The sequence below is a fragment of the Crenobacter oryzisoli genome (genome assembly GCF_030385785.1).
Classification (GTDB): domain Bacteria; phylum Pseudomonadota; class Gammaproteobacteria; order Burkholderiales; family Chromobacteriaceae; genus Crenobacter_A; species Crenobacter_A oryzisoli.
Genome location: NZ_JAUEDK010000063.1, coordinates 1 through 23,650, shown reverse-complemented (window position 1 = coordinate 23,650; position 23,650 = coordinate 1). Strand labels below are relative to the sequence as shown.

19 protein-coding genes, 1 rRNA gene and 4 pseudogenes are annotated in these 23,650 nt (G+C 57.8%); 14 read left to right on the top strand and 10 right to left on the bottom strand.

Annotated elements, in window-relative coordinates; all coding sequences use genetic code 11:
- The 6 genes from QU481_RS21235 to QU481_RS21210 all read left to right on the top strand — a co-directional run.
- Nucleotides 1-1,133 (top strand): SRPBCC family protein (locus tag QU481_RS21235; protein WP_289831998.1); only part of this gene is annotated, 1,133 nt, incomplete at its 5' end.
- Nucleotides 1,130-1,621, top strand: a complete 492-nt coding sequence (benB, locus tag QU481_RS21230; protein WP_289831997.1) for a benzoate 1,2-dioxygenase small subunit — start codon at nucleotides 1,130-1,132, stop codon at nucleotides 1,619-1,621. The genes QU481_RS21235 and benB, both read left to right, overlap by 4 nt.
- Nucleotides 1,622-1,733: 112 nt before the next feature.
- Nucleotides 1,734-2,753, top strand: a complete 1,020-nt coding sequence (benC, locus tag QU481_RS21225; protein WP_289831996.1) for a benzoate 1,2-dioxygenase electron transfer component BenC — start codon at nucleotides 1,734-1,736, stop codon at nucleotides 2,751-2,753.
- Nucleotides 2,754-2,755: 2 nt separating this feature from the next.
- Nucleotides 2,756-3,535, top strand: coding sequence for a 1,6-dihydroxycyclohexa-2,4-diene-1-carboxylate dehydrogenase (locus QU481_RS21220; RefSeq protein WP_289831995.1), 780 nt, complete (start codon nucleotides 2,756-2,758; stop codon nucleotides 3,533-3,535).
- Between the two features lie 84 nt (nucleotides 3,536-3,619).
- Nucleotides 3,620-4,867 carry a benzoate/H(+) symporter BenE family transporter gene (locus tag QU481_RS21215; RefSeq protein WP_289831994.1) on the top strand — a complete coding sequence of 416 codons (1,248 nt, stop codon included), beginning with the start codon at nucleotides 3,620-3,622 and terminating at the stop codon, nucleotides 4,865-4,867.
- Nucleotides 4,868-5,047: 180 nt separating this feature from the next.
- On the top strand, nucleotides 5,048-5,986 hold the full coding sequence (locus QU481_RS21210; protein WP_289831993.1) for a LysR family transcriptional regulator: 939 nt from the start codon (nucleotides 5,048-5,050) through the stop codon (nucleotides 5,984-5,986).
- On the opposite strand, the gene QU481_RS21205 is transcribed toward QU481_RS21210, so the two are convergent.
- Together QU481_RS21205 and QU481_RS21200 are read right to left on the bottom strand one after the other, a co-directional pair.
- Nucleotides 5,976-6,239: a helix-turn-helix domain-containing protein gene (locus QU481_RS21205; protein ID WP_289831992.1), complete on the bottom strand. Its 264-nt coding sequence runs from the start codon at nucleotides 6,237-6,239 to the stop codon at nucleotides 5,976-5,978. The genes QU481_RS21210 and QU481_RS21205 overlap by 11 nt on opposite strands.
- 234 nt (nucleotides 6,240-6,473) lie before the next feature.
- The gene (locus QU481_RS21200) at nucleotides 6,474-7,859 is read right to left on the bottom strand and encodes an MFS transporter (RefSeq protein ID WP_289831991.1); all 1,386 of its coding nucleotides are present in this window, start codon (nucleotides 7,857-7,859) and stop codon (nucleotides 6,474-6,476) included.
- A 323-nt stretch (nucleotides 7,860-8,182) separates the two neighbouring features.
- On the opposite strand from QU481_RS21200, the pseudogene QU481_RS21195 reads away from it, so the two are divergent.
- The 5 genes and pseudogenes from QU481_RS21195 to QU481_RS21175 all read left to right on the top strand — a co-directional run.
- Nucleotides 8,183-8,880 (top strand): annotated as a pseudogene (locus QU481_RS21195) (IS3 family transposase); the annotation flags it as partial.
- A 512-nt stretch (nucleotides 8,881-9,392) separates the two neighbouring features.
- Nucleotides 9,393-10,634, top strand: a complete 1,242-nt coding sequence (gene ltrA, locus QU481_RS21190) for a group II intron reverse transcriptase/maturase (RefSeq protein ID WP_289830978.1) — start codon at nucleotides 9,393-9,395, stop codon at nucleotides 10,632-10,634.
- Between the two features lie 79 nt (nucleotides 10,635-10,713).
- Nucleotides 10,714-10,978: pseudogene (locus QU481_RS21185) on the top strand (DDE-type integrase/transposase/recombinase); the annotation flags it as partial.
- A gap of 214 nt (nucleotides 10,979-11,192) precedes the next feature.
- Nucleotides 11,193-12,104, top strand: coding sequence for an IS110 family RNA-guided transposase (locus tag QU481_RS21180; RefSeq protein ID WP_289830979.1), 912 nt, complete (start codon nucleotides 11,193-11,195; stop codon nucleotides 12,102-12,104).
- A 150-nt stretch (nucleotides 12,105-12,254) separates the two neighbouring features.
- Nucleotides 12,255-12,461, top strand: a pseudogene (locus tag QU481_RS21175) (IS3 family transposase); the annotation flags it as partial.
- Between the two features lie 500 nt (nucleotides 12,462-12,961).
- Here the strand turns inward: QU481_RS21175 and QU481_RS21165 are convergent.
- The 8 genes from QU481_RS21165 to speB all read right to left on the bottom strand — a co-directional run bounded on the left by QU481_RS21165 (nucleotide 12,962) and on the right by speB (nucleotide 21,102).
- The gene (locus tag QU481_RS21165) at nucleotides 12,962-14,380 is read right to left on the bottom strand and encodes an APC family permease (protein ID WP_289830980.1); all 1,419 of its coding nucleotides are present in this window, start codon (nucleotides 14,378-14,380) and stop codon (nucleotides 12,962-12,964) included.
- Between the two features lie 125 nt (nucleotides 14,381-14,505).
- On the bottom strand, nucleotides 14,506-15,408 hold the full coding sequence (locus QU481_RS21160) for a polysaccharide deacetylase family protein (RefSeq protein WP_289830981.1): 903 nt from the start codon (nucleotides 15,406-15,408) through the stop codon (nucleotides 14,506-14,508).
- Between the two features lie 56 nt (nucleotides 15,409-15,464).
- Nucleotides 15,465-16,277 (bottom strand): SDR family NAD(P)-dependent oxidoreductase, encoded by an 813-nt coding sequence (locus tag QU481_RS21155; RefSeq protein WP_289830982.1) that lies wholly within the window; start codon nucleotides 16,275-16,277, stop codon nucleotides 15,465-15,467.
- A gap of 231 nt (nucleotides 16,278-16,508) precedes the next feature.
- A complete protein-coding gene (locus QU481_RS21150; RefSeq protein ID WP_289830983.1) occupies nucleotides 16,509-17,405 on the bottom strand; it encodes an NAD-dependent epimerase/dehydratase family protein in 897 nt (298 codons plus the stop codon).
- Between the two features lie 344 nt (nucleotides 17,406-17,749).
- Nucleotides 17,750-18,526 carry a hypothetical protein gene (locus QU481_RS21145; RefSeq protein WP_289830984.1) on the bottom strand — a complete coding sequence of 259 codons (777 nt, stop codon included), beginning with the start codon at nucleotides 18,524-18,526 and terminating at the stop codon, nucleotides 17,750-17,752.
- Entirely contained in the window at nucleotides 18,527-19,288 is a 762-nt protein-coding gene (locus QU481_RS21140; protein WP_289830985.1) for a creatininase, read from the bottom strand.
- Between the two features lie 120 nt (nucleotides 19,289-19,408).
- Nucleotides 19,409-19,606 (bottom strand): NAD-dependent epimerase/dehydratase family protein, encoded by a 198-nt coding sequence (locus QU481_RS21135; RefSeq protein ID WP_289830986.1) that lies wholly within the window; start codon nucleotides 19,604-19,606, stop codon nucleotides 19,409-19,411.
- Between the two features lie 518 nt (nucleotides 19,607-20,124).
- The gene (gene speB / locus QU481_RS21130) at nucleotides 20,125-21,102 is read right to left on the bottom strand and encodes an agmatinase (protein ID WP_289830987.1); all 978 of its coding nucleotides are present in this window, start codon (nucleotides 21,100-21,102) and stop codon (nucleotides 20,125-20,127) included.
- A gap of 162 nt (nucleotides 21,103-21,264) precedes the next feature.
- On the opposite strand from speB, the gene QU481_RS21125 reads away from it, so the two are divergent.
- From QU481_RS21125 to QU481_RS21115, 3 genes and pseudogenes are all read left to right on the top strand, one after another.
- On the top strand, nucleotides 21,265-22,173 hold the full coding sequence (locus QU481_RS21125) for a LysR family transcriptional regulator (protein ID WP_289830988.1): 909 nt from the start codon (nucleotides 21,265-21,267) through the stop codon (nucleotides 22,171-22,173).
- 59 nt (nucleotides 22,174-22,232) lie between these two features.
- Nucleotides 22,233-23,167 (top strand): annotated as a pseudogene (locus QU481_RS21120) (IS5 family transposase).
- Between the two features lie 399 nt (nucleotides 23,168-23,566).
- A 16S ribosomal RNA gene (locus tag QU481_RS21115) occupies nucleotides 23,567-23,650 on the top strand; the annotation flags it as partial.

Here is a 23,650-nt window from a genome sequence, read left to right as displayed (position 1 = left end):
TCATCGCGCGCAACCGCCAGGGGGAACTGAACGCCTTCATCAACGCCTGTACCCATCGCGGTGCGACGCTGTGCCGCCACAAGCGCGGCAACAAGGCGACCTACACCTGCCCGTTCCATGGCTGGACCTTCAACAACAGCGGCAAGCTGTTGAAGGTGAAAGACCCGGAAGACGCCGGCTACCCGGACTGCTTCAACAAGGAAGGCTCGCACGACCTGAAGAAGGTGGCGCGCTTCGAGAACTACCGTGGTTTCCTGTTCGGCAGCCTGAACGCCGATGTGAAACCGCTGACCGAATTCCTCGGCGAGGCCGCCAAGATCATCGACATGATCGTCGACCAGTCGGCCGATGGTCTGGAAGTGCTGCGCGGCTCCTCCACCTACACTTTCGACGGCAACTGGAAGCTGACCGCCGAGAACGGCGCCGACGGCTACCACGTGTCGGCGGTGCACTGGAACTACGCCGCCACCACCAGTCATCGCAAGGAGCAGAACGCCCGCGAAGACAAGACCCGCGCGATGGACGCCGGCAAGTGGGGCAAGCAGGGCGGTGGCTTCTATGCGTTCGAGCATGGCCACATGCTGTTGTGGACCCAGTGGGCCAACCCGGAAGACCGCCCCAATTTCGCGCGCCGTGACGAATACGCTGAAAAGCTCGGCCCGGAAATGGCCGACTGGATGGTGCGCAACTCGCGCAACCTGTGCCTGTACCCGAACGTTTACCTGATGGACCAGTTCGGTTCGCAGATCCGCGTGGTGCGCCCGCTGTCGGTCAACAAGTCGGAAGTGACCATCTATTGCATCGCCCCCAAGGGCGAATCGGATGAAGCCCGCGCACGCCGCATCCGCCAGTACGAGGACTTCTTTAACGCCAGCGGCATGGCCACCCCGGACGACCTGGAAGAGTTCCGTGCCTGCCAGCAGGGCTACGCCGGCATCGCGCTGGAATGGAACGACATGTGCCGCGGCTCCCAGCACTGGATCGCCGGCCCGGACGAAGCGGCCAAGAAGATCGGCCTCAATCCGGTATTGAGCGGGGTGAAGACCGAAGACGAGGGCCTGTACACCGTGCAGCACCGTTACTGGCTCGAAGCAATGAAGGACGCGGTGCAGGCGGAAGGGAGCAAGGCATGAGCAACGTCAACCTGGAACAGATCCGCGCCTTTCTGCACTACGAAAGCCGCCTGCTCGACGATGAGCAATGGGATGAATGGCTCGAATGCTACCACCCGGACGCCGAGTTCTGGATGCCGTCGTGGGACGACGACGACAAGCTCGTCACCGACCCGCAGCGCGAGATCTCGCTGATCTACTACGCCAACCGTCAGGGGCTGGAAGACCGCGTGTTCCGCATCAAGACCGAGCGCTCCAGCGCCACCATGCCGGACACCCGCACCAGCCACAACATCAGCAATGTGGAGCTGGAAAAACAGGACGGTGACCGGGTCACGGTGCGCTTCAACTGGCACACGCTCAGCCATCGCTACAAGACCAACTACAGTCATTTCGGCATGGCGCGTTACGTCATCGACTTCGGCGGCGAACGCCCGCAAATCCGCAACAAATATGTGGTGCTGAAGAACGATTACATCCACCAGGTAATCGACATTTACCACATTTAAGCAAGCATTGAGAGCCACCAGCTCGCCCCACGCTATTTGCTAGCCATCCTGCTCTGCGGCGGGATGGCATGGCAAGGGGGCTGGGCGGCTCGGCACGGCAGGAGTACGAATCATGAGCTACAACATCGCCCTACAGTTTGAAGACGGCGTCACCCGTTTCATCACCTGCAACGAGGGAGAGAAGCTGGCAGACGCGGCCTATCGGCAGCAGGTCAACATCCCACTCGACTGCCGCGACGGCGCCTGCGGCGCGTGCCGCTGTCTCTGCGAATCGGGCGAGTACGACCTGCCGGAGTCGAGCTACATCGAAGACGCGCTCACCGCGGAAGAAGCCGGCCAGGGCTATATCCTGGGCTGCCAGACCCGTCCGAAGTCCGACTGTGTGGTCAAGATTCCGGCCTCGTCGGCGGCGTGCAAGACCGGCGTATCGACATTCGAAGGCACGTTGGCGGTGGTGGAGCAGCTGTCCGATTCCACCATCGGCTTCGCCATCGAGCTGGACCAGCCGGACAGCCTGAGCTTCCTGCCCGGCCAGTATGTCAACGTCGAGATTCCCGGCACCGGGCTGACCCGTTCTTACTCGTTCAGCTCGGCGCCCGGTGCCGCCCAGGCTGCGTTCGTGGTGCGCAACGTGCCGAACGGCCGCATGAGCCACTACCTGAGCCACGACGCCCAGCCCGGCCAACGCATCACGTTCACCGGCCCGAACGGCAGCTTCTATCTGCGCCCGGTAACCCGTCCGGTGCTGTTCCTCGCCGGCGGCACCGGTATTGCGCCGTTCCTGTCGATGCTCGACGTGCTGGCCGAGAGCGGCAGTGCACAGCCGATCCGCATGGTGTTCGGCGTCACCAACGACGCCGACCTGGTGGCGCTGGCGCAGCTCGACGCGATCAAGGCCCGGCTGCCGCAGTTCGACTACCGCACCTGTGTGGTGGCCGCCGAGAGCACCCACCCCCGCAAAGGCTACGTGACCCAGCACATCGAACCGGAGTGGCTGAACGACGGCGACGTCGACGTCTATCTGTGCGGCCCGGTGGCGATGGTGGAAGCGGTGCGCGGCTGGTTGCAGCAGTCCGGCACCACGCCGGCAAGCTTCCTGTATGAAAAATTCTCCGCCAGTAGCGAGGCCTGACCATGCGCGCACGATTTGAAGACAAGGTGGTGATCATCACCGGTGCGGCACAGGGCATTGGCCGTGGTGTGGCGCTCGCTACCGCCGAGGAGGGCGCGCTGGTGGTACTGGCCGACCGTTCCGAGCTGGTACACGAGGTGGCCGGCGAAATCACAGCCAATGGCGGGCAGGCCCTGGTGGTGACGGCCGACCTGGAAACCTACAACGGCGCTCAGCTCGTGGTGGAGGCCGCTGAAGAGGCGTACGGCCGTGTCGACGTGCTGATCAACAATGTTGGCGGCACCATCTGGGCCAAACCGTACCAGGAATATGAAGAAGCCCAGATCGAAGCGGAAATCCGCCGCTCGCTGTTCCCGACGCTGTGGTGCTGTCGGGCCGTGTTGCCGGGCATGGTCGCGCGCCAGCAGGGCGTGATCGTCAACGTGTCGTCGATCGCCACGCGTGGCATCTATCGCATTCCGTACTCGGCCGCCAAGGGCGGGGTGAATGCGCTGACCGCCAGCCTGGCGTTCGAACACGCGCAGGACGGCATCCGCGTCAACGCCGTGGCCACCGGTGGCACCGAGGCACCGCCGCGCAAGGTGCCGCGCAATACCGCCCCGATGAGCGAACAGGAAAAGGTCTGGTACCAGGGCATCGTCGACCAGACCATTTCCAGCAGCCTGATGCACCGTTACGGCACCATCGACGAGCAGGTCGGTGCGATCTTGTTCCTGGCGTCGGACGAGGCATCGTACATCACCGGTACCGTGCTGCCAGTCGGTGGCGGCGATCTGGGCTAGGTGCCGCCCACGAACCCCTCTGCATCATCGCGTTCGGACCTCTCTTCCTTTGGACGAGAGGTCATTTTTTGTGAGGCATACACAGTGAACCATTCATCCCAAGACAGCTCTCTAGCTTACCCGGCACCCGATGCGCGCGGATCGCTGCGTAAAGACTGGTCGCTCTCTGCCATCACCGCGGGCTTCCTCGCCGTGCTGATTTCCTACTCCGGCCCGCTGGTGATCTTTTTCCAGGCTGCAAAAGTGGCCAATATGCCCAACGAAATGATTTCGTCCTGGGTCTGGGCCATCTCGATGGGGGCGGCGGTGTCCGGCATCGTGTTGAGCTGGCGCTTGAAGGTGCCGGTCGTGACGGCCTGGTCCGCTCCGGGGACCGCGCTGCTGGTGACGCTGTTCCCCGGTGTGACGCTGAATCAGGCCGTGGGCGCCTACATTACCGCCGCCGCGGTGTTGTTGCTGATCGGCGTGTCGGGCTCGTTCGACCACCTCATGCGCCACATCCCCAAGGGCATCGCCGCCGGCATGATGGCGGGCATCTTGTTCCAGTTTGGCGCCAGCGCCTTCAAGTCGGTCGGTTCGATGCCGGTACTGGCCTTCGGCATGGTCGGTGCCTATCTGCTGTTCAAGCGTCTGCTACCGAGATACTGCATCGTGCTGGTGCTGGTCTGCGGTGCCGTCCTTGCTGTGCTCTTGGGCAAGACTCATCTGGGCGATGTCCATCTGAGTTTGGCCACGCCGATGTTCATCCGCCCGGAGTGGACCCTGGGTACGACGCTGAGCCTGGCCATTCCCCTGGTGATGGTCAGCCTGACTGGCCAGCACCTGCCCGGCATGGCGGTGCTGCGCGTGTCCGGCTATGACACTCCGGCACGGCCGATTATCACGGTCACCAGCCTAGTCTCGATCGTGGTGGCATTCTTTGGTGGTATTACCATCGTCATCGCTGCGATCACCGCGGCACTGTGCACTGGCAAGGACTCGCACGACGACCCAGCGCGGCGTTACGTGGCGGGTCTTGCCAATGGTGCGTTCTACCTTGTGGGCGGCCTGTTTGGCAGCACCATCGTGCTGTTGTTCACCGCCTTGCCCAAGGAATTCGTCGCGGTTCTGGCGGGGCTGGCCCTGATCGGTGCCATTTCAGCCAACGTGCTGGGTGCGGTGGAAGAGGCGGAACACCGTGAGGCATCCATGATCACCTTCCTGGCGACGGCATCCGGCATGAGTTTTCTCGGCCTCGGCTCGGCGTTCTGGGGCGTGGCGATTGGCTGCGTTGCCTACCTCGTTTTGAACAAGCCGCATCAGAAACGTGCCGCTGCCAAGTCTAGTTGCTGACAGGTGCAGGCTTTCTTGTTGAGGAGGCGCCGCTCGGGCAGGGCGGATCGCCGCGACTTGATACCGGGTTACCGAAGTGCCCTAAGCGGTGTTCTCATCCGACAACCCGCTATTTCTGATATTACCCGGTGCGTGCTCTGTGGCATGCATCAGGTGTTGTGATGTCCTGGAGGTAGTGACATGGAACTGCGTCACCTGCGGTATTTCGTCGCCGTTGCGGAAGAGGGGAATATCACTCGCGCCGCCGATCGACTGCATATTGCCCAACCGCCATTGAGTCGCCAGATTCAACAATTGGAAGACGACCTTGGGGTTGTCCTGATCGAGCGCGGCTCACGTCCGCTCAAGCTCACCGAGGCAGGGCAGTTCTTCTACGGCCATGCCTTGCAGTTGTTGTCGCAGACGCGCGAGCTCAAGGCAATGACCAAGCGCATTGGCACCATCGACAGCAAGATGTCGATCGGCTTCGTCGGCTCGACCCTGTACGGTATGTTGCCCAAGATCATTCGCCGCTTCCGGGACGAGTACAAAAGCATCGAACTGCTCCTACATGAAATGACGACCATGGAGCAAATCGGGGCTCTCAAGGAAGGGCGCATCGATGTCGGATTTGGTCGTATCCGGCATGAAGACCCCAGTGTGCGTCGCATCGTGCTGCGCGAAGAGCGCCTGATGGCCGCCTTGCCGAGCGAACATTTCCTGGCGGACAAGCCGGCGTTGACGATGCAGGATATTGCCATGGAGACCTTGATCGTGTTTCCTAAGTCGCCAAGGCCGAGCTTTGCCGATCAGGTCTTGGCGGCCTTTCACGACAGGGCGCTGGAGCCCAGGAGCATTTACGAGGCACGGGAACTGCAGATTGCGATCGGCCTGGTGGCGGCTGGGGTGGGGGTGGCTATCGTGCCCTCCAGCGTGCAGGGATTGAAGCGCGAGGATGTGTGCTACAGAGAACTGGATGTGCCCAATATGGTCTCCCCGATCATACTCAGCACACGACTGCTTGATGAATCCAATGATGTCAAATTGCTCATCAAGATGATTATCGATATTTATGAGAACGAGTGCATGGATTATTCCGTTTCTCCACAAATGTTTGATGGAGGGTTGCTTAGTAATTGATTGACGAGGGCTCGTCCCACAACTTTCGGTAGGCCTTGCTCAGCGTCAGTATTTTTGGCGTCAGGCTAAAGCAGCCTTTTTCTTCCCGATTGACAAACCCCATTTTGGTCAGGGTATAGAGGCAGCGATAAACCGCAGAATAGGAAATACCCGTCAATGCACTCAATTCGGTGGCAGACATGGTCGGATTGGCGGGGGAAAAGGCCTGCAATACGGCTAGGCCGCGTTCAAATGGGGTGTGGGTCGTTTCCATTTCCAATTTCGGAGCAAGCAAAATAGGACTGAGTGACGTTACTCTGCCCAAGGGCTACGTTGGCGAGAAATAGACCTGTCTCGCCGGCGTAAACTAATGCGTTGAATGAGCCGGACGGGAAGGAGGAAGCGCGTCGCTCTGTTCGTTGTCGATCTTGTTGGAAGGAATCGAATCCAATAGGGCGGCACGGCTTCCCAGTTCCCGGTTCCCGGTTCCTCATGGAGCGTGCGCTGCTTATTCAGCCGCGTTCAGCGAGGGCACATTGCCTTTTTCCGCCACAGAGGCACGTCCTGTCTTGACCGACAGAGTCCACAAGGCGAGCATCGCTAAGGCGGCCGGAACGGCCAGCAGGCTCAGCGTCAAACTGAACGGCAACTTCATACCCAGCAGCACTCCGCCCAGCAGGGCGCCGACAATACCGCCAAAGCGCCCGATCCCCAGCATCCAGGCGATGCCCGTTGCGCGACTGTGGGTCGGGTAGAGTGGAGCGGCCAGCGCCGGCAAGGAAGCCTGGGCGCCGGTAACCATCACGCCAGCGAGAAAAATCAGTACGGCAAACTGCACGATGTTGCCCATGCTCTGGCCCACAGCAATGAGAAGGACAGCAGCGAACACGTAGACCATGCTCAGCACTCGGCTCGGGTTGAACTTGTCCATCAGCACACCGCTCACCAGGGTGCCAATACCACCACCGAGCGGGAACAACGCGGTCAGCAGCGCGGCCTTTTCGGTGGAGAAGCCGGAGTCCTTCATCATCAGCGGCATCCAGTTGGTGAGCAGATAGAAGATCAGCAGACCCATGAAGTAGGTGACCCACAACATCAGCGTGGTGAGCAGGAAGGACTTGGACAGAATCAGGCCCAGCGCGGACTTTTCCACCTTGCCCTTGGCCGGTGCGTCGCCGATGATGCATTGCTTGACGTGGCTCAGGTCCTGGCCGCAAATCCGCTCAAGCACGGCTTTGATCTTTTCGATCGGATACTGCTTGGCGGCCATGTACGACACCGATTCGGGCAGGAAACGCGCCATGAACGGCAGCAGCAGCAAGGGCAGCAGGCAACCCAGGATGAACACCCCTTGCCAGCCGTAATGCGGAATCACCCCGGCCGACACGAAACCACCGACTGCCGCGCCGAGCGGGAACCCGACGTACACTGCGTTCACCACGAAGGAACGGCGCTTGGCGGGCGCCAGTTCGGCGATCAACGTCACGGCGTTGGGCATGGCCGCTCCCAGGCCAAGGCCGGTCAGGAAGCGCAGGACTGACAGACTGGCGACACCCGTGGCGTAGGCGGTGAGGCCACTGAAGACGGCGAAAATGATGGTCGATACGATCAGGACGTTCTTGCGGCCGAAGCGGTCGGCACTGGGGCCGGCCGCCATGGCACCGAAGGCCAAGCCAAATAAGGCCGAGCTCAATACCGGCGCCAAGGCGGGCTTGCTTACTCCCCATTGTGCCACCAGTGCAGGTGCGACATAGCCAATGGCGGCAGTGTCGAAACCATCCAATGCCAAGATGGAAAAGCAGAAAAATAAAACCAGCCAGTGATAGCGGGAAAAGGTCTGCTCGTTGATCAACGTCGTTATATTGACGATGTCCTTGTTATATTCTTGACTCATATTTCCTCCATAAATAGATAAATTCTTATGCCACTATCCAGCCGGTCCCGGCATGGAATGGCTTTGTTTTATTTGCTGGTTTTTGTCTGCTGGAGTGCTGATCGACATTCAACACAATCCTGTCGTTGCAGCGCTTACATCCTGGGGAATGAGAAAAATATCGTCTAATACTGTTTCAGTATCTTATGATACTCAGCCAGTATGAGAGGCCAAACGGGTTGCTGCAGCGGAGGTACCCGCATCTGGGACCATTCCACCTTTGAGCTTGGGTGTGGATTTCGGATACCAAGCGTAGTCAGATAAACTGACATGCAGAGGTTCCGATGTACAAGATTCCACGACAAAGCTACACCCCAGAATTCAAGCAAGAAGCCATCCGGCAGATCGAGGCCGAGGGCAAGTCTCCAGCCCAGGTCGCTCGTGACCTGGGCATCTCCGAACAAACGCTCAGCAACTGGCGCAAAGCACACAAGGCCGGCAAGCTGGCCTCCGGCTCTGGTAAACCGGTCACGCCAGAGCAGATGGAACTCTCCCGCCTGCGGGCCGAGAATGCCCGCCTCAAGATGGAGCTCGAGATCCTGGAAAAAGCCACGGCGTACTTCGCCAAGAAGTCGCAGTGAAGTACGCCTGGCTCGATGGAATGCGCGCTCACTACCCCCTGCAATCCTTGTGCCGTGTGCTGTCGGTCAGCACCAGTGGTTTTGCCGACTGGAAGGCCGGCGGCGGCCCGGCGCAATGGTTGTCGGATGCCCAGCTATTGGTGCTGATTCGAAGCGTCCATGCCGAATTCAACGGTGCCTATGGCTCGCCCAGGATTTACCAAGAACTCAAGTTTCGTGGGCTCCCAGTGAGCAAGGCACGGATTCGGCGCCTGATGCAGCGGCACGGCATTCGTGCCCGGCACAAGCGACGCTACAAGGTCACCACCGACAGCAAGCATGCGCTGCCCGTGGCCCCCAACCTGCTGAATCGACAATTTCACACCGCCGCGCCGGATCAAGTCTGGACGACGGACATCAGTGTGCCGCAGCAAGCGGCGTAGGAGATGAGGGTATGGCCCCTCGCCATCGGCTTGCAGGAGCAGGTGGCAAACCACCATGAGCGGCTTGGGTCAAAAGCCCCGGTCGTGAGCGTCATGGAAAAGGCGTCAGAAGACGTCAGGTGTGGATCAGGAAGACGAACAACCGTGAACTGCCGTTCAAGTGTCGAAACCGTTCAGACGACATCAAAACCGGGGAGTGATGTTGCCCCGCGATCAGCCGGGACGATACCTGCTTACGGTCCCGGCGGTGTCCGGCATAGAGGCAGCGTCAGCCTGATTCGGGCTCTTACGTTGAACTGCGGGAACCTTCGATGGCGATGCCAAGCGAAAGGCACAAGCCCGAAAGGCAAGGCCGAGAGTAGCGATGCGCCATCAAGGGGCGGAGCGGCTCGTAGTAGTGTTGAAGCCGCTGTAATGGCGGTGGAGCGAAGGGGCTGCGTCATCCCGGTCAGGAGCCGTGCCAACTGCGCAAGCAGGAGGAGTATGGCTCAATGACCAAACCGTACGACATTCCCAAGGCGCTAATCTGGAAAGCATTTCAATGTGTCAAAGCAAACGGCGGCGCCGCAGGCGTCGACCGTGAATCGATCGAGCAATTCGAGAGCCGCTTAGGCGACAACCTGTACAAGCTTTGGAATCGACTCTGTTCCGGCAGCTATTTCCCGCCGCCGGTCAAAGGGGTTCCGATTCCGAAGAAGTCGGGTGGTGTGCGCATGCTGGGCATACCCACGGTTGCCGACCGGGTGGCGCAGACGGCGGTCAAGCTCCTGCTGGAGCCACAGATCGACCCGATGTTCCACCCCAACTCCTATGGCTATCGGCCAGGGCGCTCCGCCCACGATGCGATTGCCATGGTGAGGCGGCGCTGCTGGGACTACGACTGGGTCGTGGAATTCGATATCAAGGGTCTCTTCGACAATATCGACCACGGCCTGCTCATGCGTGCGCTCAGGAAGCACTGCCAGACTCCCTGGGTTCTCCTGTACGTGGAACGCTGGCTGAAAGCGCCAATGCAGACCGCCGACGGAGAACTCCTGGAACGGACGCGCGGCACGCCGCAAGGCGGCGTCGTGAGCCCGTTGCTGGCCAACCTGTTCCTGCACTACGCCTTTGATTCCTGGGTTACCCGCAATCTCAAAAGCGTGCGGTTCTGCCGCTACGCCGATGACGGTGTGGTTCACTGCAAGAGCTTGGCGCAGGCTAAGCTGGCGTTAGACAGGATCGGCGTGCGCTTCCGCGAGTGTGGGCTCGAATTGCATCCGGGCAAGACACGGATCGTCTACTGCCAGGACGTCAATCGACGGGAAACATATCCTGATGTGCAGTTCACCTTCCTGGGATACACCTTCCGACCGCGCAAAACGGTGGACAAGTATCAGCGGGTCTACGTGAACTTCTCGCCGGCGGTCAGTCGCGATGCCCTCAAGGCAATGCGGCAGACCATCCGGGGCTGGCATCTGCAACTGATGTGCGACCGGGAATTGTGCGACCTGGCGGCGATGTTCAACCCGGTCCTACGGGGGTGGCAGCAGTACTACGGCCGCTTCTACGGATCGGCAATGTCGGTGATCTGGAAACACATGAATGACTACTTGATGCGCTGGATGAGGCGCAAGTACAAGGCTCTTGCCCGCCATAAAACGCGGGCGAGCCACACCCTCGGGCGACTTGCGCGTCGCTTCCCGACTGCCTTTGTGCATTGGGAAATGGGATGTCTCCCATCGGTTGGATGATGGGAGCCGGATGAGTCGAGAGGCTCACGTCCGGTTCTGCGAGGGGCTGGGGGTGCAACTCCCCCGGCCTACTTACCCCTACATTCCGACCCGTGAAGGTTGGCTGTACCTGGCGGTGGTAATGGACTTGTATACGCGCGCCATTGTGGGCTGGGCGATGGATGGCCGGATGACCCGCGAGTTGGTCATGGGGCCTTGCGGATGGCGCGTTTCCGCCGCCGGCCTTCACCAGGCCTGCTGCACCATTCGGATCGAGGCAGCCAGTATTGCAGTCAGATTACCAAGCTTTGCTGGCCGAATACGGCATGCAGGCCTCGATGAGCCGCAAAGGCAACTGCTGGGATACTCAGTCCACAATGTGCTTTGAACGTCGGACCGGTCTGACCCGTGCTGGGATTGGCCGTGCTGCCTTTGCATTGACCTGTCGATCGGGTTCCGGCGTTCCCCGAGCATTGCCGGGCTCAGCGTTTGTGACCTGATAGGAGCTTTGTCCTGCACCATGAGTGTCCTGTCCAAGCGAGTGAGGTTGGCGATGTGCCCACTACGACGGAAACACGCATGGAACAAAACGAAGTCATTCTGGGTGTCGACACGCATTTGGATGCACATGTCGGAGCTGTGATCAGTGAGACGGGTAAGCTCCTAGGAACTCTCTCGGTAACAGCCAACACGGCAGGCTATCTGAAATTGCTGGCCTGGGCACATTCATTCGGCCATCTGCGCCGCGCAGGAGTAGAAGGAACCGGAACTTATGGCGCGGGATTGGCCCGCGTGCTACGTGACCATGAGATCGAGGTTCTGGAAGTCAACCGCCCTGACCGGGCAGCACGCCGATCCCGGGGAAAGTCTGATCCAACCGATGCGGAAAATGCCGCGCGAGCGGTCCTCTCTGGGAAGGCAACGGCTATCCCCAATGAGCAGTCCGGAGCTGCCGAAGCGATGCGCGCGGTCTCAGTTGCCCGGCGCAGCGCTGTTAAAGCCAAGACACAGGCAATCAATCAGTTGAAAGCCTTGCTAGTCAGTGCACCACAGGACGTCCGAGATCGCCTTCTGAAGACTAATTCCGCAGAGTGTATTGCCAACTGCGCGCGTCTTCGCACGTTGGGCCGTACCCCCATGCTGCAAACGCTGACGTCCACACTGCGTCTACTGGCTAAGCGATGCTTGGTCCTGGCAGAGGAAATCAAGAAGCTTGATGCAATGCTCGAGTGTCTGACGAGCCAGCATGCCAAGCGGCTTCGGGAAAGGTTCGGTGTAGGTCCTCAAACGGCGGCCGTGCTCGTTGCCGTGGCGGGCGATAATCCCGAACGCCTGAAAAGCGAGGCGGCGCTGGCGGCGCTCTGTGGCGCCAGCCCTTTGCAAGCGTCGTCCGGTAAAACGGTTCGGCATCGTTTGAACAGGGGTGGCGATCGAGCGGCAAACAACGCTCTGTGGACCATCGCCATGGTACGAATGCGCAGTGATCCTTGAACGCGGGCGTATGTTGAGCGCCGGACCAAGGAAGGCATGTCGAACAAGGAGATTCATCGTTGCCAGAAGCGCTACATCGTCAGGGAATTATACCCACTCATCCTAGCCGATCTAGCCGATTCGACGCGCTCAACTTGACATAGGAGCGTCAATGCACCGATGGAGAGTTTCTTCAACAGCTTGAAGAATGAGCGCGTCTTCCATGAAGACTACGCGACTCGGGCGGAGGCCAGGCAAGACCTCTTTGAATACATTGAGGTGTTTTACAATCGAAAACGCCGCCATTCCTCCCTTGGATACCGAACCCCAGCGCAGCAGCATGCAGCTTGGTTCGAGCAGGAGGGTAAGGCAGCTTAGGTGCTACGTTGGTATCCGGGAATCACACCCAAGCTCACTTCCGCTGTGGTCGTCACCACATGTCTCGTAGGGACTACCGGGTTGCCCGTGCTCACGCCTTTCAGGTGTGGTATGAAATCTCTGGCACCCAAGTTGCGTTCTGAAATCGAAGACAGCACTCCGCGCAGCAAAAAATGTGAATCACAAATTCCCCATTAGCATTTTTGCCAGTTAAGTTGTCAATACCCTTGAGCGCATTCTTTGTTGGGTAACCCAACTGACGAATGGTCGCCGCAGTGCGTTTCCCGAGCTTTATGTAGAGCCTAACCGCGCGGATGCGATCTTCATACAAGTACATGAACTACCTCCCAGTAGTCCAAGTTTTTGTCCCCCCCCCCCTTGGTCAAAACTCAACGCGCACCAACAGCCATGCGGCCAACCCCGGGTAAGGTTGGCCACATGGTGTGCTCACGCTATAAATAGCGACTCGCGCTCAGCTTGCGAAGCCTGTCTTGCCCCACTTACGACATCTCGGTATGCAGCTTCACCGCCTGATGACTTCTGGACAGCGAAATAAGCAGCCCGGAGATGATGACCGCGCCGCCGATATACCAGGCGTTATACAAATCGGACGGGTCGACCGGGGTGGCGCCAGCGGTATAGGCGATATACAGGAGCACAGCAATTGCCAGCACTGCCGGGCACATGAGGATACAGGCAACTTTGCGGCTACGGATCTTGAATATCAGCCGTACGAAGGAAGCGAGTGCCGCAATATAGGAGAACACCAGGGTGATGGTGACCACATCGTAGTACCAGGTAATCTTGGACAGCGGCTTATACCAGACCAGCAGCACACCCACCGCAGTAAGGGTAACAGTGGAAAGCCACGGCACCTTGCGGGCATTTACCTTGCTGAAGATTGCCGGCAGATGCCCTTCACAACTCATGCGATACAGCGTGCGGGCGCCGGAGTTCATCGAAATCTGCAAGCCGGCAATGGCAGAAGTGACTACCACAAAGATGGCCAGCCATAACATGGAGCTTGGCAGGTAGACTTTGGCTACTGCTGCAATCGGACCACCATCACCGCTTTCCACGATCTTGGCCAGGGTATCGACAGGAATGGCGTACTGCCAGCCAATGGCGGCCAGGGTGTAGATAACGAAAGCAGAGGTCAATACCAGCAGCATGGAGCGCTGGACCGTTCTTACCGGCACACGGGCTTCTTCGATGTAATTGATCGAGGAATCGAAATTTGCCAGCATCCACACCCCGAACAGCACGCCGGGACCAATCCCCGCCACGCCGCCGGCTTCTTTCAGGGAGTACATATCGGCAATCGACAGGTTGTGTACTTGCGGGTTGATTATTCCCAGAATGCCAAGGCCGGCAACCACGGCAATTTCAAAGGTCAGGAAAATACCGGCCACTTTTGCCGTCAGTTCCACCCCGCGACACGACACGATACAGAACACCACCAACATTACCGTGCCGATGATTTCCGCCATCACTTCGCCATGCAGGCCGGGGATCAGTACCTGCAGATACTGTGCCCCGATTACCGCCGTCATCGGGGCAACCGCAGCGCAAGCCAGTGTGTAGGTCCAGCCAAGAATGGTGCCGACACGGGAATGCAGAAAGCGTTCGGTAAACGTGAAGATACCGGCGGCGGAAGGGGCTTCCCTGGTCAAGAGAATAAGCCCCAGCGCCAGCATTAGCATGGGGAAGAAATAGGCAATCAGAATCGCCAGCGGTGCGGCGTGGCCAGAGATCGAATACAGAATCGACATCGACGACGCCGTTACCCAGGCCGGGGCATTGAAGCCCAGCGCCGCCAGGGTAATTTCTTTGGTGGTCAAGGTGCCCTTGTTGAGGGTGGTAGGAATCTCCTTTACCACGCCATGCCTGTCGTAACCAAATAGCTCCAGAAATCTCATCTGTCTCTCCTGATGTTTTTCAACCTGATATGATTTTGCCACCATATTCCGCAATGGCTTTTTTTCGTGCAGGGGGGATATTCCCTGCCTGCGCCAAGTCATGGGCAAATCAAGAAAATCACTGGCTATTTATGTGTTGGTACAAATGAAGCGTCGTATTGCGGTATATCTTCAATGCGCGGCTGGTAGGTTCCGTTTTTGCGGCAGGCTTGAATATGCTGCGCAATCTCCTCCATGCTGGCAAACCAGACCTGGCCACGATCAATCATTTTCTCGATCATGTTGGCTACCGCTTCGCAGCGTGCCAGACGGCCAGATGCAAACGGGTGCCACACGCCAATAAGCATGCCCTGGTGGCGCCACATGGATTCGAATTCGGCCATGAATACCTGCATCGCCTCTGCCGGCGAGCGGATAGGCATCACATAATCCAGTTCCATGGCGTGCACATATTGCGGCCAGTCATCCATTGCCCAGTGGGATGGCAGTTCCAGCAATTCGCCGGCATCACACTTCAGCAGATAGGGGACGTCGTCGCCCATCAGCGAGGCATCGTAAAGAAAGCCTTCCTTTATCAGTAATTCAGTGGAATGGCCGCTGTAGTTATACAAGGGAGCGCGCGCGCCTCGTGGGCGCGAGCCCGTCATCTTTTCAAACACGGCAATGGATTTCTGTAGCCAGTATTTTTCATCCTCATAGGACTGCTCATTAGGATGCTCATGCAAATAACCGTGATAGGCAATTTCGTGTCCGGACCGCTGAATGCAGTCAACCAGCTCGGGATAGTGCTCCATGCACCAGGCCGGAAAGAAAAACGTCTGGCGAATCTTGTAATAATTGAACATGTCCACCAGCCGGCGTACTGCAATCCGGTCGTAGCGCAGCCAGGACTGCGCGGCAACCATATGCTCTGCTTTTGAGGCATGCCCAATCTGCAACAGGCTGTCGGAGTCAATATCAAAGCTCAGACAAACGGCAACCCGGGCGCCATTTGGCCATGGAACGGGGTTTTCAATCATTTTCAGCATCATTTATCCTTTGGGTATTCGCGAGCAGTGTTTTTAAAGAAACCAGCGGCTGGAGCTTATTGCTGGCTTCCTTCGCGCTGAATGCTGCCAACCGGGAAGCAGCCGGTGCGCCCGCCATCCACCAGTAATTGCGTGCCGGTAACATAAGACGCCTGGTCCGAGAGCAGAAAGGCGACCGCCGCTGCAATTTCTTCGGGCCGGCCGAAGCGGCCCATCACGATTGAGCGTTCATTTTCCTTGCGTTCGGCAACCGGGTCGGCGGCCAAATCATATTCGGCGGCCAGCAGCGGGGTATCAACTGCTCCGGGGCAGATGGCGTTTACACGTATGCTGTAACTTGCCAGTTCCGCTGCCAGGGCCCGGCTCATCGCCAAAATGCCGCCCTTGGTTGCCGTATAGCCGACATACCCCGCCTGGCCGAGAATGGAAAGCTCGGAAGCGGTATTCACAATGGCGCCTCTTTTATGCGGAATCATGCGGCGTGCGGCTTCGCGCGCCACAAAGAAATTGCCGGAAAGATTGGTGTTAAGTTGCCGCGCCCATTGTTCATCGGTCATTTCCGTAACGGGAATCACCATGGAAACGCCGGCATTGTTGAATACCGCATCTACCGGGCCGAAGGCTTGCTCGGTTTTGTCAAAGGCAGCGATGACTTGCCTGGAATCACCAACATCCGCAGCAATGGCAATCGCCTTGCCGCCACCAATGCGGCATTCTTCCAGCGCCTCTTCCAATGCCTTGCCCGGCAGGGCCAGCAATGCCACGCTGGCACCTTCGCTTGCCAGCTTGAGCGCGGTAGCACGGCCAATGCCCGAGCTTGCTCCGGTAACCACGGCTACTCGGCCATTCAGGAAACCACCTGCATTCATATTTGTTCTCCTCGGCTTGTTAAAGGCTGGTGAATCAGAATTGGTATTCAGGGCGCCTCGAAAAACTCCAGCTTTCGTTGCGATACTGCGTTGCTCACAAGAAATTCCTCCTTACATATCAAATATATGCTGCGTCGGAGTTTCCATTCTCGCCTTGTCTCACTTGGAAATCCGGGTTTTCGAGGTGCCCTTCAGTTGATTTGCGATGATAAATATTTTGACAAGCAAGTTTTAATATTCATTGTTGCGCAGCCATTCCACATATTCCTTGATGCCGTTTTCCAGCGTGTGCCTAGGCTTGTAGCCGAGCTGCCGCTCCGATTCGCTGGTATCCCAGGGGCCTTGTCGATCCAGGTGCCAGTTTCCATCGCCAAGCTGGATCTGGGCTTCGGGGATATATTTCTGCACAATCGCTGCCATTTCTCGCATGGTGCAATAGGTGCCACCATTGATGTTGAACACATGGCCAGTTACGCCATGTGCTTCTGCGGCACAAATGGCGGCATGGGCCACATCGTCAATATGGATGATCTGGAAATAATGGTCGCCACCATTCGGCAGGGCGAACACCTTGCCAGCAAGCACGGTCTTTATCATGTCGCGCAGGATTTGCGGCATCTTGTTGCCAGGACCATATACTTCGGCAATACGCAGCGATACCACTTCCAGGCCATACAGATCGTTGTAAACCTTGCCAAATAGCTCGGTGGCAACTTTGGTGACTCCATAAGGCGTGGTGGGGTTAAGAGGGGAGTCTGTGGTGACAGTGCCATCTATGTGGCCATAGACTGTTTCAGAGGAGAAATTGACCAAGCGTTTTATGCCGGCCATTCTCATGGCCTCGAGCAGATGAACGGTGCCGTCGATGTTGGCTGCTACCGTGGTCAGTGGCAGGTCAATTGACAGGTCCGGGTGTGACATGGCCGCGGTATGGATAATGGTGTCCACGCCGTACTTTTGCATGGTCGCCACTAGCCGTGGAATATCATACAGCTCGCCCTGAACTGCGGTTACGAACTCATTATTCAACTCAGAATAATCTCTGTTGAAATTGACGACGCGAATGCCACGGGCGCTGAGTTGCGCCACAATTTTGCGCCCGGTATAGCCAAGACCACCAGTTACCATTACTGCTCTCATTTCCACTTCCTTTCTTTGCTGTTCAAGCCACGATGGCTTGAAACAAGGCGCCAAAAACATGTTGTCCGGCATGGTGGCAATAGGGTTTTCGGTGTGCTCGTTTTAATTGCCTGAAATGACTGGGTTTTCAGCTCATGGCCTCAACTTTGTAGCAAAAATCCGCGGGGACGCCATAAACCCATATTGTGAGCAGTCGTCCATGCCCAATGCAGCGGCAGTTCGACAGCCTCACCCTATATTGTCGATGCTCATCATTGCCCTCTCCTTAATTAATCATGTGTGTCGACTACATTAACAACAAGGTTAGAATTAATGCCTCTTCCGTTATTGCTTTAAGCATAACTCCAATCAAGTACGCGCCAAGAATTAGACATTGGTCCAGCTTGAGTAACAATATCTAAGCATGGTTCAGATAAATCTCCTTGACACCAGATAGCCTCACCTTCCCGCCAAGGTAATGTAGACAAGGTAATGCGCCAGGTGTCATTTTCTCTACAACCAAATGACACTTCTAAATCTACCCATGCCTCATATTCTTCGCGTGATGCAGTGCCGGACTCAATTTTTCTCCTTATCCGGCATGCTGGCGCAGGTAAGAGTGTTCGATCTCTAAGCAAAATGAAGTATTCTCCAGCTACTAGCAGATAACGACGTGGATAGGTAGGGCCCTCGCAAGCATGGGTTAGCTGTTCCAAAGCAAACGTTGCACCGAGGCTTTTAGGGATTCGCTCCCACCGCTCGTAATAGTCTGATGCAATCCCAAACTCTTCTAGAACATCGCCTTGAAATTTCATCCGGCCGAAATCCGGGGTATCTCTAAACCGAAAATCGACCTGCCGATCCCAACCTACGATATCTCCTTTGCTCCAGGTGGTACCGACAAACCCCTCTTGCAAGCACAGCCATTGGAGTTGCTCCAAACTGCACTCAGCCACTGATTTAATACCGTGGAAGCTAGATCGGTCTGCTGGAATCCGAATATCACCGTGCCAATTACGAGTTTGCAACCAGAAAACCCTTGTATCAGTATCGCAATGCTCGGTTCCGCGCTGCAAAATGCGACGCTGCCATACCCCTTGGTAGTGGTTAGGCACCATAGGATCCATCATTTATATCCCGGGGAATTCGTCTTTGAGAGCTGTAGCAATTCGCTGCACATACTCATCAATAAGATTCTTTCCCTTGTCAGCAGACGCACCATGAGCCGGTGATAACACACCCGATGCCGGAGTCCAGGCAGGATTCAGCGGATAAACGTCATAAGGAGGAAAATCAGCCGGTGGATCATCGGGCAATTTTTCCAATCGGACCAAGTGTGGATGCAAGTAAAGACTCATTGATGTTTCCATCACGGCCGCATGCTCTAGTGCATAGCCTGGGAATCCATCCGGGAAAACCTTGGTCAGGGTTTCATTACTAGTAAAGTCCCAATATTCGATCCTGAGAATTTTCAGGTCATGGATGCCCTCATAGCGCAGTTCGCGCAAAGCGAGGTCAATCCCCTCGATCAGGAACATCATGTTCTCGTAATGGCCATCCATAACCGCAATACGCCGTACACCATGACGGGCAAACTCTTTAATCACATCTCGCAACATGATTGACAAGGTATGACCATCCAGACTAGTCGTACCACAGAAATGGTTCCCCCCTCCCATACGAGGCTGCGACTTGTAGCCATAGTTAAAAGGTGGGGCAACAATTGCCGCCACCTCTTCCGCAACGAGCCTGCTGATTGCGGTTGGAATCAGGTGATCGGTACCCATTGGCAAGTGAGGGCCATGTTGCTCAAGCGCACCCACAGGTATCAGCACGACTGGGGACTCTTCTTTAATGCGGTGCTGATACTCAGTCCACGTGATTTCTGCCATCAAATTACTTCTAGACATAAATACCCCTATCAATGCTCAACCTAAAAACCATGGAAATAGGACCTACCACCCCACAATCAGCATTTAATATTCATGCCCTCGCAACCATTCCACATACTCCTAAACTCCGCTTTCCAGCGTATGTGATGGCGTGTAACCGAGTTGCCGTTCTGACTCGCTGGTATCCCAAGGGCCTTGTCGATCCAAGTGCCAGCACCCATCACCAAGATGAATTTCCGCTTTCGGGATCAATTTCTGGATAATTCCTGCAGCCTCGCGCATGGTGCAGCGCGAAGCGCCATTAATATTCATCGCCATACCGTATTGCTTCCCTTTGCCAAGGCACTAGAAATGAAGCAACAAAAAACCTGATCTACCGCTTTGTAAGTGAGGCGAAATCGATGAACTGACTGACATACTGATGTCTCCAGATCGTCAACCTGCTTCACACATGCAGGGCATGCCGCCGCCCTCGCCGTGGCGAAATTCAGGGCAAAGCGGGGAACACCCGTCGTGATGTCCGGGCGCGGATCGCGCCGCGGCGATGGCGTGATTAGCGAAGCGAACGGAAACAGCCCGCCTTCTCGTGGCCTGGTGCGTTCGACGTGGTCGGCGCGGCTGGTTGGAACGATGTCTGGTGAAACTCTCGCACTGGTTTCATGGCTTTCTCCTTGCAGCGGGTGTGTCTGCGTAGCGGTTTTTTATGGGTCGCAGATCGTTTTTTATCGTGCTTGGCTGGCAATACCACCGTGTGCCGTTGAGGGCGGCGGACACGCGGGGGAGGGCAATGCTTGTGGCACGGGGACACATGGCTGGGCAAGCCCCCGCGCCGGCCGTCATTCGTTCAGCAGGCGCGTGACCTTGCGCTGATGCATCACGCGACCGATGGTATTGAGCAGCAGCTGGGCGGCCAGGATAGTGGTCGAGCCCGAGTGGTCGTAGTCCGGGGCGACTTCGACCAGGTCGATGCCAATGATGTCGCCCTGTTCGGCCAAGCCGGCGAACAGCTCCAGTCCCTCGTAATAGTTCAGACCGCCGTGGCTCGGCGTGCCGGTGCCCGGGGCGATCGACGGGTCGAAACCGTCGATATCAATGGTCAGGTAGTAGCGCACGCCCTTCGGAATGCGATCGAGCACGCCCTGGATGCCGAGCCGGCGCAGGTCGCGCACCGAGATGATGTCCGAGCCCATTTCGCGCGCCTGGGCATAGCCGTCGCGCGCCGTTGACGACACATTGCGGATGCCGATCTGGGTCATGCCGGTCACCACCTCTTTTTCGGCAGCGCGGCGCAGCGGGTTGCCATGGCCGTGACGCACGCCGTGACGCTCGTCGACGAAGTCGAGGTGGGCATCGATATGTACCACGTGGAATGGCTCCTGGCCGGCAAAGGCATTGATGCACGGGATATTGATCGAGTGATCGCCGCCCAGTACCACCGGCAGCGCGCCGGCCTCCAGAATCTTGCGTACGCCGTACTCGATGTTGGCGTGGCTCTGCTCGGTGTTGGTGTGCACCATGTCGGCGTCGCCGATGTCGACGATGCGCACCTCGTCGGTCGGCAGGTAGACCACGTCGTCCTCGAAGTCATAGGCACCACTGTGACCGAACGAGAACAGCGTCGAGGCCTCGCGGATGCCGCGCGGGCCGAAACGCGCGCCGGCGCGCCACTGAGTGCCCATGTCGAACGGCGCGCCCAGGATCGCCACGTCGGCGTCGATCGCATCCCAGTCCAGGCAGATCGGCGACTTGGCGAAGGTGCAGATGCCGACAAAGGGCAGGTTCAGCCGGCCCGAATCATAGGTGTTCTGTGGCATGGTGGAGTCCTCTATGTGAATGAATATGAGCGGCACGACCGCGACGCCATTCGACCCCGCCATGCCCGTACATCACGCCCTCATTCTTAGTGCTTTATGACGTCGGTAAAATTGGTATATTCAGAAGCAGACTTCGCTAATTTCCGAACAAAGAGCGCCGTGATGAAGATCCAGGATGCCGACCTCAAACTGCTGCGCATTTTCGAAACCATCGTTCAATGCGGGGGCTTCGCCGCGGCCCAGTCGACGCTGAACATCGGCGCATCGAGCATCAGCGAATACGTGGCGCAGCTGGAAACGCGGCTGGGAGTACGCCTGTGCGAGCGGGGCCGCGCGGGCTTTCGGCTGACCGAGGAAGGCGTGCAGCTGCACGCGGCGGCGCAGCGACTGCTGGGCGCGGTGGACATCTTTCAGATGGAATCGGCGTCGGTGCGCAATGAGCTGAGCGGGCAACTGCGCCTCGGTATGATCGAGGCGACGCTGACCGACCTGGCCTCGCCGCTGCTGCCGGCGGTGCGCCGCTTCGGCCAAGCCGCACCGGAGGTAAATCTGCAGGTGCTGACCGACACCTCATCGGGCTTGGAGCAGCGGGTGCTGGATGGGCGCTTGCACCTGGCGGTGGGCCCCTTCCCGGTCGAGATCCCCGGCCTCGACTACACGCCGCTCTACCACGAAGAACAGGGGCTGTACTGCTCGCCGCCCCACCCCTGGTTCGACCGCGCCGATGCCGAGCTAACGACGGAAGAGCTGAAGACGGCAAAGCTGGTCGAGCGCGCTTACCTTGGCCGGCAGGAACTCGACCAGCTAGGCGTCGCCAAGCCGGCCGCCTCGGTCGACAGCGTGGAAGGCCGGGCGATGCTCATTCTGTCGGGTAATTACATCGGCTTTCTGCCGCCGCACTACGCCCAACAGTGGCTGAGCCACGGCCTGATGCGCCGGCTGCTGCCCGAGCGCTGCGTCACCCGTCTGTCGTTCCAGATACTGACCCGGCGGGGGATGCCGTTGCCACGCGTGGTGCGCGGCTTCATCGAGCATCTGCAGGCGGCAGCCCGGACGGCATTGACAACTTAATGCGGTTTTGTTGCATAACTCCTTCCGCCGGCTGCGCCCGGACTTGGTAGGCTGCGAGGGTGAATCCATACCCGCAGACGAGCTACCGCACCACCAACTGGCCCGAGTACAACCGCAGCCTGCAGCATCGAACTGGCCTGACCGTGTGGGTGTCCCCCGACTTGCCGTGGCTCGGCAATGAGCGACCGGGTCAGGGCGGACGGCCAACAACCTGTCGCGATGCCGCTATCCAAACCGTGCTGACCATGAAGGTATTGTTTAGCTTGGCGCTACGCCAAGCCCGAGGTCTGGTATGCAGTCTGCTTCGCTTGCTGCAGCTGGATTGGTCAGTGCCGTGCTACAGCACGGTCAGTCGCCGACAGGCGACGTTGACCGGCCGGATTCCAGTACGTTGTTCCCATGAACTCCTGCATCTGCTGGTCGACAGCACCGGCATCAAGGTTCATGGCGAGGGCGAGTGGAAGGTAAAGAAACATGGGTCGGAGTACCGTCGGGTCTAGCGCAAGGTGCATCTGGCCATTGATGCCAATACGCTCGACATTTGAGCGGTGGAGATGACTGACCATCGCCAAGGCGATGCCGCCCAAGCCAAAGAGCTGCTGTTGCATCGCCCGGCAGATGTTGTCTTGGCTAGTTTCGTGGCGATGGCGCCTATGACACACGCGGGGTTTATCGGGCCGTTGTCTTTCGAGGCGGAGAGGTCATTGTGCCGCCTCGTCGCAATGGCCAACCTTGGCGGGAAACGTTCGCTTGGGCGACCGCTCGCAACGACACCTTGGCGGCCGCTCACCATCTTGGTTGGCGACTCTGGAAGAGGTGGAGTTGCTACTATCGGCGCAGTTTGGTCGAAACCACCATGTATCGCTTCAAACGCCTGGGCGACCACTTGGCCGCCCGTCGGCCTGAGCGTCAGGCTGCAGAAGTGCACATTCGTTGCGCCATCCTGAATACGTTCAACCGTCTTGGCATGCTGGTAACGGTTCCCATGGACTGAAATCCGTCAGGGCTTGGGGAGACTCAAACCTCGCCCGGATTATGCAACAAGGCCATTTTTGATAGAAATTTCTATGATTAGCCAATGGCTTGAAAATTACCTATTGTCATTAACATAGTAAAATCAGCGGTTTGTTTGTATTGTTTTTGGCTGGTTGGTATTTTAGTGATTTATTTCATCAGTCGCTATTGACGACGTGGGGTCTGATCGATATAGTTCGCCCCCTTGCTGCTGACCCAGCAACGCCACGAAGCGAAGCCGTCAGCAACAACGCTCTTTAACAGCACGAACAACCGATAGGTGTGAGGGCCTGGATTGATCAGGAGCTCATGCCGCAAGATTAAGGAAATCGCATGGTTTCTTTGAGCTTGCAGCCAAGTACGAAATTAGCGAAAGATTGAACTGAAGAGTTTGATCCTGGCTCAGATTGAACGCTGGCGGAATGCTTTACACATGCAAGTCGAACGGCAGCACGGACTTCGG